Source organism: Actimicrobium sp. GrIS 1.19, from assembly GCF_035984655.1.
Lineage (GTDB): Bacteria > Pseudomonadota > Gammaproteobacteria > Burkholderiales > Burkholderiaceae_D > Actimicrobium.
The window spans coordinates 95242-109763 of the sequence record NZ_JAXCHT010000005.1; the positions used below are offsets into that span (position 1 = coordinate 95242).

General features: G+C 62.5%; 11 protein-coding genes. 5 read left to right on the forward strand and 6 right to left on the reverse strand.

The window, feature by feature from the left end; all coding sequences use genetic code 11:
• Positions 1 to 45 precede the first annotated feature (45 nt).
• From ltaE to RCH09_RS05965, 4 genes are all read right to left on the reverse strand, one after another.
• On the reverse strand, positions 46 to 1062 hold the full coding sequence (gene ltaE, locus RCH09_RS05950; RefSeq protein ID WP_326940131.1) for a low-specificity L-threonine aldolase: 1017 nt from the start codon (positions 1060 to 1062) through the stop codon (positions 46 to 48).
• Between the two features lie 4 nt (positions 1063 to 1066).
• Positions 1067 to 1987 (reverse strand): cation diffusion facilitator family transporter, encoded by a 921-nt coding sequence (locus RCH09_RS05955; RefSeq protein ID WP_326940132.1) that lies wholly within the window; start codon positions 1985 to 1987, stop codon positions 1067 to 1069.
• An 87-nt stretch (positions 1988 to 2074) separates the two neighbouring features.
• Entirely contained in the window at positions 2075 to 3487 is a 1413-nt protein-coding gene (locus tag RCH09_RS05960) for a sensor histidine kinase (protein ID WP_326940133.1), read from the reverse strand.
• Positions 3465 to 4145: a response regulator gene (locus RCH09_RS05965; RefSeq protein WP_326940134.1), complete on the reverse strand. Its 681-nt coding sequence runs from the start codon at positions 4143 to 4145 to the stop codon at positions 3465 to 3467. Before RCH09_RS05965 ends, RCH09_RS05960 begins: the two co-directional genes overlap by 23 nt.
• Before the next feature lie 205 nt (positions 4146 to 4350).
• Here RCH09_RS05965 and RCH09_RS05970 point away from each other — a divergent pair, with 205 nt between their 5' ends.
• The 4 genes from RCH09_RS05970 to RCH09_RS05985 all read left to right on the forward strand — a co-directional run bounded on the left by RCH09_RS05970 (position 4351) and on the right by RCH09_RS05985 (position 8420).
• Positions 4351 to 5676 (forward strand): porin, encoded by a 1326-nt coding sequence (locus tag RCH09_RS05970; protein ID WP_326940135.1) that lies wholly within the window; start codon positions 4351 to 4353, stop codon positions 5674 to 5676.
• Positions 5677 to 5764: 88 nt separating this feature from the next.
• Positions 5765 to 6760, forward strand: coding sequence for an ABC transporter substrate-binding protein (locus RCH09_RS05975; protein WP_326940136.1), 996 nt, complete (start codon positions 5765 to 5767; stop codon positions 6758 to 6760).
• 2 nt (positions 6761 to 6762) lie between these two features.
• On the forward strand, positions 6763 to 7539 hold the full coding sequence (locus RCH09_RS05980) for an ABC transporter ATP-binding protein (protein WP_326940137.1): 777 nt from the start codon (positions 6763 to 6765) through the stop codon (positions 7537 to 7539).
• Positions 7540 to 7553: 14 nt separating this feature from the next.
• A complete protein-coding gene (locus tag RCH09_RS05985) occupies positions 7554 to 8420 on the forward strand; it encodes an ABC transporter permease (protein WP_326940138.1) in 867 nt (288 codons plus the stop codon).
• Positions 8421 to 8439: 19 nt separating this feature from the next.
• Here the strand turns inward: RCH09_RS05985 and ybaL are convergent, their stop codons facing one another.
• Positions 8440 to 10161, reverse strand: coding sequence for a YbaL family putative K(+) efflux transporter (ybaL, locus tag RCH09_RS05990; RefSeq protein WP_326940139.1), 1722 nt, complete (start codon positions 10159 to 10161; stop codon positions 8440 to 8442).
• A gap of 444 nt (positions 10162 to 10605) precedes the next feature.
• Between ybaL and RCH09_RS05995 the strand changes: the two genes are divergently transcribed.
• Positions 10606 to 13614 (forward strand): bifunctional diguanylate cyclase/phosphodiesterase, encoded by a 3009-nt coding sequence (locus tag RCH09_RS05995; protein ID WP_326940140.1) that lies wholly within the window; start codon positions 10606 to 10608, stop codon positions 13612 to 13614.
• 13 nt (positions 13615 to 13627) lie between these two features.
• Here RCH09_RS05995 and RCH09_RS06000 read toward each other — a convergent pair whose 3' ends face one another.
• On the reverse strand, positions 13628 to 14512 hold the full coding sequence (locus RCH09_RS06000) for a DMT family transporter (RefSeq protein ID WP_326940141.1): 885 nt from the start codon (positions 14510 to 14512) through the stop codon (positions 13628 to 13630).
• Between the last annotated feature and the right edge of the window lie 10 nt (positions 14513 to 14522).

Here is a 14522-nt window from a genome sequence, read left to right on the forward strand (position 1 = left end):
TGAGCGGGTTTTTTGTTGTCTGACGCGTCCGTTCGCCGGAGCCTGTCAGACCGACTTGAAAAAGGATTTGAACGCGGCCACCGTGGTCGCGACATCCGCGCGCGTGACATCCAGATGAGTGACAAGCCGAAGGTGCGGAGTGACACTGGCGATCACGCCGAGCGACTGCAAATGCGCTTTGAGCGGGGTACAATGTGCCGCTGCCAGATCGACGTACAGAATATTGGTCTGTGGCTGCGTCACGCGCAGTTGATCGATGTCCGCCAGGCCCCGGGCCAGCAAGGATGCGTTGTCATGGTCGTCGGCCAGGCGCTCGACGTGGTGCTCCAGCGCATACAGTCCCGCGGCGGCCAGCATGCCGGCCTGACGCATGCCGCCGCCAAGCATTTTGCGCCAGCGCAGCGCGCGTTTGATGACCTCGCGACTGCCGCACAGGACCGAACCGACCGGGGCGCCCAGGCCTTTGGACAGGCATACCGAGACCGAGTCAAAACCGGCCACTGCGGCACGCAGGCTGATGCCCTGCTTGACCGCCGCGTTGCAGATGCGCGCGCCATCCAGATGCGCAATCAGGCCATGCCGATGCGCGAGCGCCGTGGCCTGATCCAGATAGTCGCGCGACAGTACCTGGCCGCCGATGGTGTTCTCCAGTGCCAGCAGACGGGTCTGCGCAAAATGCACGTCATCGGGCTTGATCGCCGCTTCGATATCGGCCAGCGCGAGCGAGCCGTCGGGCTGATTTGGCAATGGTTGCGGCTGAATGCTGCCGAGCACCGCAGCGCCGCCGCCTTCGTATTTGTAGGTATGCGCTTGCTGGCCGACCAGGTATTCATCGCCGCGCGCGCAATGGGCCAGCAGGCCCATCAGATTGCTTTGCGTGCCAGACGGCGCGAACAATGCGGCCTCGAAGCCGAACAGGTCTGCGGCGACCTGCTGCAGGCGATTGACGCTGGGGTCGTCGCCATACACATCGTCGCCCAGTTCGGCGTTGGCCATCGTGGCGCGCATGGCAGCGGTGGGTCGCGTGACGGTGTCACTGCGCAAATCGATCAGTGCATTCATGGTTTCATTTCGGGGCAGTTGGGTGGACGGGGTCGACATGCGTCATCAGGTTCAATACCGGATGTTGCTGCATCACGCGTTCGCGTGCAGCCAGGGCGATATCGTGACCCTGTTCGACCGTCATGGTCGCGTCGATTTCGAGATGCACGTCGACCAGCACCAGATCGCCCATCTTGCGGGTTTTCAGGTCATGCCAGCCGAGTACGCCTGGCGTTGCCGTCAGCGTTTTCCGGATGCCTTCGATGGTCTCTTCGTTGACCGCGCGGTCCATCAGGTCATGCAGTGCATCCCAGGCGAAGCGCCAACCCATCTTGGTGACCATGAAGCCAACGATCATTGCCGCCAGCGGGTCCAGCATCGTATAGCCGAGCAAATTGCCGACAATGCCGACGCCAACCACCAGCGACGCTGCCGCATCCGAACGCGCATGCCAGGCATTGGCGATCAGCATGCCGGAGCGGACCCGTTCACCCACCGACAGCATGTAACGAAACAGCAGTTCCTTGGCCAGCAACGACCCGATTGCCACCCACAACGCAATGATCTTGACCTGCGCGATGGCCTCCGGCTGTTCAATCTTGCGAAACGCGCCCCAGAGCATGCCGATACCCACGATCAGCAGCAGTGCGCCAAGCGACAGCGAGGCGGCATTTTCGTAGCGCTGGTGGCCGTAATGATGATCCTCGTCTGGCGCCTTCTGGCTGTGATGATTCGCAAACAGGACGACGAAATCGGCGATCAGGTCTGACAGCGAATGAATCCCGTCGGCGATCAAGCCCTGCGAGCCGGAGATGATGCCGGTGGTGACTTGCGTGATGGTCAGGCCGATGTTGACGGCGACGCTGACCAGCGTGCTGCGCTTGGCGGCCTGTTGCTTGGCGCCACCATCCGGATCGTGTTCATCAAGGTCGTTGTTCAATGCCATTGCTGCGGTACCTTTTTTTAGCTGGGATGGGGTGGACGCGGTTGAACTGGCGAGTCGCTGTCGCGCATCGTATCAGTCTCTGCGCAGTCAGGTGTATTGCGTGCCTGCTGCAGCAAGCGGAAAAACCACCTCGACGCACAGTCCGATGCCATTATCCGGCGTACGCAGGCTGACGCTCGCCTGGAGCCGGTCGGCGATATCGAGGACGATGGCCAGCCCGAGTCCGGAGCCCTCGGGCTTGCTGCGATCCAGCCGGTAAAAGCGCTCGAAGACCTTGTCGCGTTGGTCGGCGGGAATCCCCGGTCCGGTGTCAACCATGCGCAGCACGGCGGTGCTGCCGGCGCGCATCAGCCCGACCGTCACGCTGCCCTCGGCATGACCATGCAGGATGGCGTTGGCCAGCAGGTTCGACAGCAACTCGCGCAGCAGCGCCCGCGATGCCGACACCATCACCAGCTCATCCATGTCGTCGACGCCCAGTTCGATATGTCGTTGCTGCGCCAGCGGCGCAAATTCGTCGAGCACGATCTTGATCAGCTCGGCCAGGTTGAGCGCGACGAATGGTTGCTGGCCATGTTCCAGCGTTGCCAGCACCAGCAACTGATTGATCACTCTGGTCGCCTGCACCACCGTTTTCCGGATTGCCTCCAGGACTTCCCGCTGACTCTGGTCGAGCTGTGCCTGACGCATACCGAAATTGATCTGCGAGGTCACGATCGCAAATGAGGTGCGCAGATGGTGTGCGGTATTGGCGACGAATTGCTGGTAAGCGTTGATGGTCTTGTCGAGCCGGGCGGCGTAATCGTTGATGGCAAAGATCACCGGCGCCAGCTCGATTGGCACACTGCTGGCGTCGAGTGTCTCGAGCGAACCCGGGCGACGCGCCAGCAGGGTCGCGCCGAACTGGTTCAGCGGACGCAGGGTCCAGCGAAACGCCACGATCAGCGCCAGCACGACAATCACCAGCAGCAGCAGATGTTCACGGATCGTCAGCATCATCAAATCACGCCGGAATGCATCATGGCCCTTGAGCGTTTGCGCCACCTGGGTGATCGCATAGTCATTGGTGGTGGTGCTGGGCAGCGCATGGGCATAGGCGATGACCCGGACCGGCTGCCCGCGCATCACGGTAACGAAATAGGCTTCCTGGTCGACCTGCAGCGGCGCGCCATAGCGCGCCAGGCCATCATCGCCGACGATCAGCCGGCCTTCCTTGCTGCGTACCGAATAGAACACCCGATCGCGGTGGCCGTTGGCAAACAGTTCGAGTGCCGCCGGCGGCACATTGATCTCATAGTCGCCTTCGACCCCTGCCAGTTGCTCGGAAATGATTTTGGCCGAACCCTTGAGCAGCTGCTGCTGCACCAGCGTGGCGATCTGGTCGGTGCTGACCCAGGTGCTGACCAGATCGATGGCCGAGATCAGCACGGTCGGCAGCAGCACCCACAAGGCCAGCCGGCTCTTGAGGCTGCGGATGTTACGGATCGGTAGCGGCAACATGGGTCAGCATGTATCCCAGTCCGCGCAGGGTAATGATTTGCGCGCCGGAGTGTTCGATCTTCTTGCGCAGCCGAACAATGTAGATTTCGAGTGCCTTGGGCGAGACCGAATCGTTGAGCGTGAACAGCCCGTCCGCCAGATCCTTCTTCGAGACGGTCTTGCCGGGGCGCCGCATCAGGGCTTCCAGCACCGCATGCTCGCGTGGTGTCAGGTTGCTCGGCTGACCGCGATTGCTGAATTGTTTCGAATTGCTGTCGTACTCCAGCTCGCCGCAGCGGATCACCGGATTGGTCTTGCCGCTGGCACGGCGCAGCAGCGAGCGCAGACGTGCTTCCAGCTCGAGGATGTCGAATGGTTTGGCGAGGTAATCATCAGCGCCCAGATTGAGATGTGCGATCTTGTCCTGCAGCGTGTCCTGCGCGCTGATGATCAGCACCGGCACCGGATTGTTCTTCTTGCGCAGATCGCGCAACACCGCCTGCCCGGGCGTGCCCGGCAGCGTCAGGTCGAGCAGGATGGCGTCATACGATTGCGTCAATAAAAAATGCGCTGCCTGCTCGCCGCTAAAAGCTTGTTCCACCGCATAGCCGGACTGGTTCAGCAGGCGCGTGAGCCACGATGACAGGTCGGCATTGTCTTCCACCAGGAGCAGTTTCATGGGGGTGAGACTAAATCATTTTGCTGCGCAGCGGTGGGCCATTCTGGTTGGGCTGACCACGACTGTTGGCGCGCTGTGGCATTTTTTATTCGCCGCATCTTTTGAAGGCAAGCAGAAGGCTTCGCCAGCCTACATTTGCTCTCGCATGCTGGTCCGATCAAAGAAGCGGGCGAGGCATGCACCTACAAAAATCAGGAGACAAAAAATGAAGAAAACGTTGTTGGCGATCGCCGTCGTGGGCGCATTCGCCGGAACCGCACACGCCCAGGGCACCACGCTGCAGGATTTGCAACAAGCCCTGGCGCAAGCCCAGAAAGCCGCTGCCGATGCACAAGTCGCGGCGCAACAGGCGATGGATGCGCTGGCGCAGATCCAGCAGGCGACGGCTGCAGCAAAAGTGCAAACGGCAGAGAATGCTCGTCCATCGTCAAGCCTGACGCAGCCACCGGGCGAGGGCCTGGTCTACAAAGGGGGCGGCGACAGTGTGCGGCTGTATGGCCTGATCGATCTGAGCGTGAGCAACAAGAACAATGCCGACAAGACCGGAAAGCGTCTCACCGACATGTCGGTCGCGTGGTTCAGCGGCAATCGCTGGGGCATCGAAGGCGAGCATGCGCTGGCCGACACCGACGGATTGAAAGCCATCTTCAAACTCGAAAGCGAGTATGAATTGCCGACCGGCTCGATGGACACGCCCGGGGTGCTGTTCAACCGCGATGCCTGGCTCGGGATGCAAAGTGATTCGCTCGGCAAGCTGACGCTGGGTCGCCAAAATACACTGGCGCGCGAATTCTCGAAGACCTACGGCGATCCGTATGGCACGGCGGCAGTGACGTTGGATGAGGGCGGCTACAGCAACAACAACAATTTCAAGCAACTGATTTTCTATTCGGGCAGCGCGACGGGTACCCGTTACGACAAGGGCGTGGTCTGGAAAAAGGAATTCGGCAAGATCGTCGCCGGCGTCGGCTTCCAGTTCGGCGGCGTGCCGGGCGACTTTGCCAGCGGCTCCACCAAATCGGTCGGACTGGCGTACAACGGCGGCGTGGCGAATGTCTCCGGCTTTTACAACACCGCCAATGTGAATCATTTCACCCATACGTCGTACTCGCTCGGCGGCAATTACCAACTGGGCCTGGTGCGCGTAAATGCCGGCTATATCAGCTACAAGGCGGATCAGCCGACGGCCATCGGCAATCGCAGCGACAAGGCCTACACCGTCTCCGCCAAATTCACTCCTGCCGGGAAATTTGACTATGAGTTGGGCTGGCAAACGATGAATGCCAACAATGCGGCAGTCAACGGCAGCGGCTATGTGCTCAATGCCTACGCCAACACCGCCAGTGCGACCAAAACGGCGACCGGCAAACGCCGGACATGGTACGGTTCCGCCTTCTACCATCTCGACAAACGCACCGAGCTGTATCTGGCGCTGGACCAGCTCAACACCGATGGCACCTACCTGGCATCGCAGGCCAACGGCTTCACGTCGCAGCATGAGCTGGCTGCCGGGATGCGTTTCAAGTTCTAAACTGTCAGCAAGGACTCGTCATTGCCCGCCAGCCTGGCGGACAATGACTGCAGGCCAATTCAAAATAACGATTCAACGGAGACGGAACATGACATATCCCCTCAAGGCACTGGCCGCCGCAATGCTGCTGGCGACCAGCCTGCATGCCAGCGCTGCAGAAAAAATCACCATCATGGTCGGCGGCATCGAGAAGCAGATTTACTTGCCGGCGAAGCTGGCCGAGCAACTGGGCTATCTGAAGGAAACCGGACTCGACATCGAACTCTTGAGCGAACCGGCCGGCGTCAACGCCGAGACCGAAATGCTGTCCGGCGCGGCGCAAGGGGTGATCGGCTTTTACGATCACACCATTGACCTGCAGGCGCGCGGCAAGATGGTGCAGTCGGTGGTGCAGTTCAGCGACGCGCCCGGCGAAGTGATCCTGGTATCGAAGGCGGCAGCCGGCAGTATCAAGTCGGCTGCCGATTTCAAGGGCAAGACCATGGGCGTGACCGGCCTCGGCTCGTCGACCAATTTTCTGACCCAGTTCCTGGCGGCCAAAGCTGGAGTCAAGAACAGCGAATTCACCACCTTGCCGGTCGGCGCCGGATCGACCTTCATCGCCGCCATGTCGCAGGGAAAAATCGATGCGGGCATGACTACCGAGCCGACCATATCGCGTCTGGTGACAACCGGCGCGGCCACCATCCTGGTCGATCTGCGCACCCTGAAGCCAACCGAGGCGGCGCTGGGCGGCCCGTATCCGGCGGCATGCCTGTATATGCCCAACGCCTGGGTTGCCACCCACAAGGATCAGGTCCAGAAAATCGTCACCGCGTTCGTCAAGACCCTGAAATACATCAACACCCACAGCGCCAAGGAAATCGCCGAGAAGATGCCAGCCGATTATTTTGCCTCCAACAAGCAGCTTTACATCGACGCGCTCGACGCCAGCAAGGCGATGTTCACGGCCGACGGCGTGATGCCGGAGCAGGGCCCGGCCACCGTGCTGAAGGTGCTGAACGGCTTTGACAAGGCAGTGCAGGGCAAGACGCTGAATCTGGCCGCCACCTACACCACCGAGTTCGTGAAAGCGGCGCGCTGACCATGTCCAATGTCGCCATCCAGCTGACCAACGTCAGCCGTAAATTCATCAGTCCGGCGGGCAAGGTCACGCAAGCCTTGCGCGACTTCAGCCTGACGGTCAACACCGGCGATTTTTGCGCCATCGTCGGCCCGACCGGCTGCGGCAAGTCGACCACGCTGGGCATGATTACCGGACTCAGTCCGCCATCGACCGGCAGTGTGGAAGTGTTTGGCCAGCCAGTGACCGGGATTCATCCGGACATCGGCTTTGTGTTCCAGGCCGATGCGGTGTTCCCGTGGAAAAGCGTGCTCGACAATGTCGCGATCGGTCCGAAGTTTCGCGGCAAGGCGCCCGCGCTGGCGCTGGAGATGGCGGCGGAATGGGTGCGCCGGGTTGGCCTGGCGGGATTCGAACACCACTATCCGCATCAACTGTCGGGCGGCATGCGCAAGCGCGTGGCATTGGCGCAGACGTTCATCAACGAGCCGAAGATCCTGTTGATGGACGAACCGTTCTCGGCGCTTGACGTGCAAACGCGCGCCCTGATGCAGGAAGAATTGCTCGGATTGTGGTCGGAACAAAAGGCCTCGGTGGTGTTCGTCACGCACGACATCGAAGAAGCGATCGCGCTGGCCGATCGGGTCATCGTGCTGACTAAGGGACCGGGCAGCGTCAAGAGCAGCTACGAGATTCCGCTGGCGCGTCCGCGCGACGTGTCCGAGGCGCGCTATTCCAAGCCCTTCATCGACCTGTCGCGCCAGATCTGGTCCGACCTCAAAGACGAAGTACAAATTTAAAGGCGAGCCCATTCATGAACACTGCCACCGCCACCTCACTGGCGCAGCCGGAAATCGGCATCGAGGAAAGCAAGGCCATCGCGCGCGCGGTCAATCATCGCCGGCTGGTGCTGTTTTTACGCATCGCGGTCGCGGTCGTCACGCTGGCCGGCTGGGAGGCCGCGGTCAGATACGGCTTGATCGATCCGTTCTTTTTCTCGCAGCCGTCGGCCATTTATACGCAACTGGAAACCTGGCTGACCGAGGGCACCGCGCAGGGACCGCTCTGGAAAGAGCTGCTGGTCACGATGGAAGAGACCGTGCTCGGTTTCCTGATCGGTAGCGCGCTGGGGATTTTTTGCGGCATCGCGCTGGGCCGCAACAAGCTCGCCGCCGATGTGTTCAGCATCTACATCAAGGTCGCCAATGCGATTCCGCGCGTCGTGCTGGGCTCGATCTTCATCATCATGTTCGGCCTCGGGATGGGATCGAAGATTGCGCTGGCGGTCGTGATGGTGTTCTTCGTCGTCTTCGGCAATGCCTTCCAGGGCGTGCGCGAAGCCGACCGCAACCTGATTGCCAACGCCTATATCCTGGGCGCCAGCAAGCGGCAAGTGACCTTTTCGGTGGTGTTCCCATCGGCGCTGACGTGGATTCTGGCCAGCCTGCATGTCAGCTTCGGCTTTGCGCTGGTGGGCGCGGTGGTCGGTGAATTCCTAGGCGCCCGGCATGGCATCGGTTTGCTCATTGCCACTGCCCAGGGCACCTTCAATGCAGCCGGGGTGTTCGCGGCGATGATCGTGCTGGCGGTGGTGGCGCTGGCGGCCGAGTATCTGCTGACGGCCATCGAGAACCGCTTGCTGATCTGGCGCCCGGCGCAGTTTGTCGAGCAGGGTACCTAGAGCGGGGTGGCGCGCTGGCTCATCCGTGGGCTGGTGCGTTTGCCGTGTCCTGCGGCGCGAAACGTTGCAGGATGTGGCTGGTCATTCCTTTGGCCAGTTCTTCCTCGCTAAAAAATACCGTGCCGGTACCCTCCTTGCGCAGATGCTGCGACTCCTCTTCGCCATGGGTACGCACCACCACCTCGATATCGGGGTTGAGCGTTCGCGCAGTTGCCGCCATGTGACGCACATGGAGCTGGTCAGGCGTTGCAATCACCAGCATTGCCGCCGTGGCGATGTGGGCCTGGATCAGCACTTCCGGTCTGGCCGCGTCGCCGGAGACGGCCTGCAATCCCTTCTTGCGCAGTGCCTCGACCACCTCGCGGTTCTGCTCGGCGACGACGTAGGGAATGCCATGCGCATCGAGTTGCTCGGCGATGCGACGACCGACCCGGCCATAGCCGACCAGCACCACCTGTCCGGTCAGATACTCGCTGGCGGTATCGGTTGGCAGTTCCGCAGTCGCGTCCTGCCGCTGCGCCAGGCTGCGTGCCAGTGCCGAGCGCGCCAGCAGCCAGCGCTGCAAGGGCGCGATGCCGGCAAACAGCAGCGGATTCAGGGCGATTGAAATCAGCGCACCGGCCAGAATCATGCTCATGCCCTGGGCCGGCAGCAGGCCAAGCGATACGCCAAGGCCGGCCAGGATGAAGGAAAACTCGCCGATCTGCGCCAGGCTGGCGGCCACCGTCAGGGCGGTATTGAGCGGGTAGCGCAGCGCGATCACCAGCGCCAGCGCCGCCAGCGATTTGCCGACGATGATGATCGCCACCACGCCAAGCAACCGTAGCGGTTGCTGCAACAGGATGGTCGGGTCGAACAGCATGCCGACCGAGACGAAGAACAGCACCGAGAACGCGTCGCGCAACGGCAGCGAGTCCTGCGCGGCACGGTGGCTGAATTCGGATTCACTCATCACGGTGCCGGCAAAGAAGGCGCCGAGCGCGAACGACACCGCAAAGATGGCCGAGGCGCCATAGGCAATGCCGATCGCGCTGGCGACCACGGCCAGCGTGAACAATTCACGCGAACCGGTGCGGGCGACTTGCCACAACAACCATGGCAGCGCGCGTCGTCCGACCACCAGCATCAGGACGATGAAGGCGGTGACCTGCAGCAGGGTCTGGCCGATGCTGGCCCACAATGGCTTGGTGTCGGCAAGGTGGCTGGTCGCGCCGCCGAGGATGCCAGCCAGCGACGGCAGCAGCACCAGCACCATGACGGTCGCGAGGTCCTCGACCACCAGCCAGCCGACGGCAATGCGGCCGTTCATGGAATCGAGCACGCCACGCGCCTCCAGCGCCTTGAGCAGCACCACGGTACTGGCGCACGACAGCGACAGGCCAAACACGAAGGCGGTCCCGAGCGGCCAGTCCCAGCACCAGGCAATGAACATCCCAAGCAGCGTGGCAATGACCATCTGCACCACCGCGCCGGGAATCGCAATGCGCTTGACCGCGAGCAGATCACTGAGCGAAAAATGCAGTCCGACCCCGAACATCAACAGCATCACGCCGATTTCAGAAAGCTGCGAGGCAATCTGCGCGTCGGCCACGAAGCCCGGGGTAGCCGGGCCGATCAGGATGCCGGCGGCCAGATAGCCGACCAGCGCAGGAACCTTGATCCGCTCGGCCAGAAAACCAAAGATGAGGGCCGTGCCGAATGCCGCAGCGATGGTGGTGATGAGCGGGATGTTGTGTTCCATGGGTTGCTTTCGATGGGACGGCAAAGGCGTTGTCGCCGTCGGAAGTGCAGGTCAGCCCGGGGGACAGGGTGTCGAAGCGCCCCATAGTGTGACACGCTGGCCTGGCCTGGCCGGAGTCCGGCGTGTCGTCGGTCTCCGCAAGGCACCGCGGGCGCGACGAAACAGGCTGGCGATTGGATGATAGCGATCTGCCGGTGGTAACGAAGTGGAGCGAATCCCGGGGTACTTTAAGTGGCATCCGCCCACTTGGGCCGCACAGGTGTTGTGGCGTCATTCCATTCATGGCACAGTAGGCGGGAGCGCACCCGCCGTCAGGCTAATCTTGCGCGGCTGGCTGGCCAATTTGTCGTGTCTCCGCAGCCCAATGCAGTTGTTCCGATGAATGGAGCGAATGATTAATCTTCCGCACCAGGTGGACGTGCTCTCGCCGGTATTCCATCGGCCATGACTCTTTCTGATCAGATCCAGCCCGTCGCCCCCGCTATCCAAACCGGATCGCTGTTGCGTTGGGCGCTGTTGACAGCCATGTTGTATTGGCTGGTGGCGTCAGCAACGCTGTTTGTCTGCGCTCACGATGGCGGTCCGGTCGCGCTCTGGTATGCCAATGCCGTCGCCGCCGCGATGCTGCTGTCGTCGCCGGTGCGGCAATGGCCGGTGCTGTTGCTGGCGGTCGCGGCAGGCAACGCCGCAGTCAATGTCGGCTCGCCGCAGTCGATGCTGACGACCGCGCTGTTCATACCCGGCAACCTGCTTGAAATCGGTTTGTCGGCGTACCTGATGCGGCGTTACGTTGACCTCGGGCGCTGCCTGACGCAGGTCGGCATGTTGCTGCGTGGCCTGGCGCTGGGCGGTCTCGTGCCGGCTCTGGCGGGCGCACTGGCCGGCGCGGCGGTGCTGTCATTGCAGCATCTCAGGCCGTTCGGGCAGGTCTGGCCGGCGTGGTACGCCGCCAGCGCGCTCGGCAGCGTCGCCGTCCTGCCGCTGATTTTTTGCCTGCGCACGTGCGGCTGGCGCGATTTGCTCGGCGGCGCGCTCAAGCCGATCGTGGCGGTCGCGATGGCGGCGGTGGTGCTGGTCTGTCTGGCCACGCCGTCGGGTCTCGGCTATCCGTATGTCTACATTCTCATCGCCCTGATTCTGGTTGCGGTGGTTGGATCGTTCGGCGCTACTGCCGTCGCGGTGCTGACCTGTTCGGCGATCAGCGGCACCTTGCTGGCGAGCGGCGCATTGCAGCCGCAGCACGGCGTTGGCGCACTCGGGATGCTGCTGGTCTATTTGCCGCTGTTGCTGACGCTGGCGCCGCCAATGCTGCTGGCGGTCGCATTTGAAAAGGTGCTGGTCACCAGTCGTGAGGCCGGCGAACGCGAAGCCCATTTCCGCGCGCTGTATGAACAAACGCCGGCGATGATGCACTCGCTCGACACGCAGGGCAGGCTGGTCAGTGTCAGCCAGAGCTGGCTGGATCGGCTCGGCTATCGGCGCGAGGAGGTGTTGGGACGGCAGTCGGTCGAATTCATGACGCCGGATTCAGCCCGTTTTGCGCGTGAGGTAGTGTTGCCGAACTTGATGAGCGGCGGACGCACGGTGGATGTGGCCTACCAGTTGGTGAGTAAAACCGGCGAACTGATCGATGTGCTGGTGTCGGCCATCTGGGCGCACGATAGCCGCGGCAATCGGGTGCGCACGATGTCGGTGCTGACCGATGTCACCGAGCGCAAGCGCCTGGCCGGCGAGCGCTCCGCCGAGCAGGAACAGATCCGGGTCACGCTGCATTCGATTGGCGATGGCGTGCTGTCGACCGACGCGGACGGCCGCATCACCTATCTCAATCCGGTTGCCGAGGAGATCGTCGGCTGGACCCTGGAGGAAGCGCGCGGACTGCTGTTTTCCGACGTGGTGTACCTGTTCGACCAAGACAACGGCGCCCGGCTGCCTAGCCCCATCGAACAATGCCTGCGCACGCAGGACCGGGTCGGATTGCCGGAGAGCGCCTCGCTGCGCAGTCGCAACGGCAAGGAGTTCGGTGTGCGCGACTCGATCGCGCCGATCCACGATACCGATGGCGTGCTGCTCGGTGCGGTGATGGTGTTCCAGGATGTCACCGAGTCGCGCCGCCACGCCGATGAAATGTCGTACGCGGCCCACCACGACGGCTTGACCGGTTTGCCCAACCGGATCCTGTTTCATGACCGGTTACGCCAGGCCTGCCAGCATGGCGCGCATCGCCGCGAGCGGTTTGCGGTGGTGTTCATGGATCTCGATCATTTCAAGCACATCAATGATTCGCTTGGCCATGCGATGGGCGATGAAGTCTTGAAAACCGTCGCGCAGCGCCTGAACCGGACCCTGCGTGCCGGCGACACCGTCAGTCGTTTGGGGGGCGATGAGTTCGTCATGCTGCTCATGGGGCTCGGCGACGGCCACGCCGTGGATGACATCGCCCAGCACGTCATCGACGAGGCCGCCTTGCCCTTGTTCCTGAACGGCGTCGAGCTGAATCTGACCGTCAGCGTCGGCATTGCGATGTTTCCGGACGATGGCGATGACCCGAACACGTTGATGAAGCGCGCCGATACCGCGATGTATCGGTCCAAGCGCGAAGGACGCAACCGCTATCACTTCTTTTCCAAGGCGGTCGACGACGCCGCCGCTGCGCGTTTGCAGCTCGAATCCGATATCCGGCGCGGCATCAACGAACAGCATTTCTACGTGCATTACCAGCCCGTGCTGGAGGCGCGCAGTCACCGCGTGATCGGTGTCGAAGCGCTGGCGCGCTGGGACCGCAATGGCACACAACCCGAAAGTCCGGCCCTGTTCATTCCCGTGGCCGAGGAGAGCGGCTTGATCGTCCCGCTCGGCAAAGTGATCCTGGAGCAGGCCTGCCACCAGCTTGCTGCATGGTCCGGCACCGGACTGCGGCACATGCAGATGGCGGTGAATGTCTCGACCGTGCAGTTGCGGGAGGCCGACTTTGTCGACATGGTCAGTGCGATTTTGCGCGAGAGCGGCGTTCCGGGCAGTCGGCTGAAATTCGAAATCACCGAGTCGACGCTGATGACCAATGCAGCGGCCATGCTGCAAGTCATGCATCGCATCAAACTGCTCGGCATCGAAATCGCCATCGATGACTTTGGCACCGGGTATTCCAGTCTGAGCTATCTGAAACGGTTTCCGGTCGATACCCTGAAGATCGACCAGTCGTTCGTCCGGGATATGGAAAGCGACGTCAATGATCGCGAACTGATCAAGGCGATCCTGGCAATTGCCGCCAGCCTGCAGTTGAACGTCATTGCGGAGGGCGTCGAAACCGAGGGGCAGGCGGCGCTCCTGATCGGGATGGGTTGCCCGCAGTTGCAGGGCTACCTGTTTGCACGCCCGGCCGATGCCGCGACCACCACCGCCTGGCTGCTGGCGCAATCCCGCCTTGACGAGCCGGCGATCGATCTTTCGTGAGCCATGCCGGTCGTCAGGAAGGTGGCGACGGCCGGGCCAGAATCACCAATGCCATGCCACCCAGGATGGCGGCCGACGACAGCAGGATTCTTGTCGTGAACGGTTCGGCCAGAAACACCATGCCGCCGATCGTGGCCAGCACCGGAACACTGAGCTGAACGGTGGCGGCGGTGACGGGCCGCAAGCCGCGCAATGCCTTGTACCAGATCACGTAGCCCAGACCGGAGGTGAGCGCGCCGGACAGCAGCGCACAGGCCACCCCGGTGCGATCGAAGCGGCTGGGCGGCGCCAGCGCCAGCAACAGCAACCCCATGGGTGCCGCCCGCAGAAAATTGCCTGCCGTGGCCGCAGTCGGATCACCCGCGCCACGCCCGCGCAACGAATACACACTCCATGCGACACCAGCTGCAATCATCAATGCCGCGTTCAGCGGCGCCGGTGACGACAGACCAGGCAACAGTAACAGCAACAAGCCGACGAGCGCGCCCAATAATCCGGCTACCTGCCAGCGCGCCAATCGGTCACCGTGCCACAAGCCGGCGCCGGTCATGGAAATCTGCACCGCGCCAAACAGCAGCAGCGCGCCCGTTGCGGTCGACAGGCCAACGTAGGCAAACGAAAATCCCGCCGCGTAGACGAATAATGCGGTGGCCGCCAGCCAGCTTCCGCCGCCCAGCAAGCGCTTGCCGCGTCGCCGCACCAGCAGCGCCAGCACCATCGCGCCAGCGACCAGCCGGATGGCGGTGAAACTGGCCGGGTCGGTGTGCGCCCCCGCCAGCGCAAGCCGGCACAACAGCGAATTGCCTGCGAAGGCGAGCAGCGCCAGCGCGGTCAATAACGCAGTGCGCATGATCTGCGCGGCTGGCGCGCGCGGTGGCGAAAATGGCCTGGTCGGCATCGATCGATCC

What these genes read in the sequence shown, in the direction of transcription:
- RCH09_RS05970 (WP_326940135.1), top strand. Translation starts at nt 4,351, where the DNA reads ATGAAGAAAACGTTGTTGGCGATCGCCGTCGTGGGCGCATTCGCCGGA.
- RCH09_RS05955 (WP_326940132.1), bottom strand. Translation starts at nt 1,987, where the DNA reads ATGGCATTGAACAACGACCTTGATGAACACGATCCGGATGGTGGCGCC.
- RCH09_RS06000 (WP_326940141.1), bottom strand. Translation starts at nt 14,512, where the DNA reads ATGCCGACCAGGCCATTTTCGCCACCGCGCGCGCCAGCCGCGCAGATC.
- RCH09_RS05995 (WP_326940140.1), top strand. Translation starts at nt 10,606, where the DNA reads ATGACTCTTTCTGATCAGATCCAGCCCGTCGCCCCCGCTATCCAAACC.
- RCH09_RS05980 (WP_326940137.1), top strand. Translation starts at nt 6,763, where the DNA reads ATGTCCAATGTCGCCATCCAGCTGACCAACGTCAGCCGTAAATTCATC.
- RCH09_RS05985 (WP_326940138.1), top strand. Translation starts at nt 7,554, where the DNA reads ATGAACACTGCCACCGCCACCTCACTGGCGCAGCCGGAAATCGGCATC.
- ybaL (WP_326940139.1), bottom strand. Translation starts at nt 10,161, where the DNA reads ATGGAACACAACATCCCGCTCATCACCACCATCGCTGCGGCATTCGGC.
- ltaE (WP_326940131.1), bottom strand. Translation starts at nt 1,062, where the DNA reads ATGAATGCACTGATCGATTTGCGCAGTGACACCGTCACGCGACCCACC.
- RCH09_RS05965 (WP_326940134.1), bottom strand. Translation starts at nt 4,145, where the DNA reads ATGAAACTGCTCCTGGTGGAAGACAATGCCGACCTGTCATCGTGGCTC.
- RCH09_RS05975 (WP_326940136.1), top strand. Translation starts at nt 5,765, where the DNA reads ATGACATATCCCCTCAAGGCACTGGCCGCCGCAATGCTGCTGGCGACC.
- RCH09_RS05960 (WP_326940133.1), bottom strand. Translation starts at nt 3,487, where the DNA reads ATGTTGCCGCTACCGATCCGTAACATCCGCAGCCTCAAGAGCCGGCTG.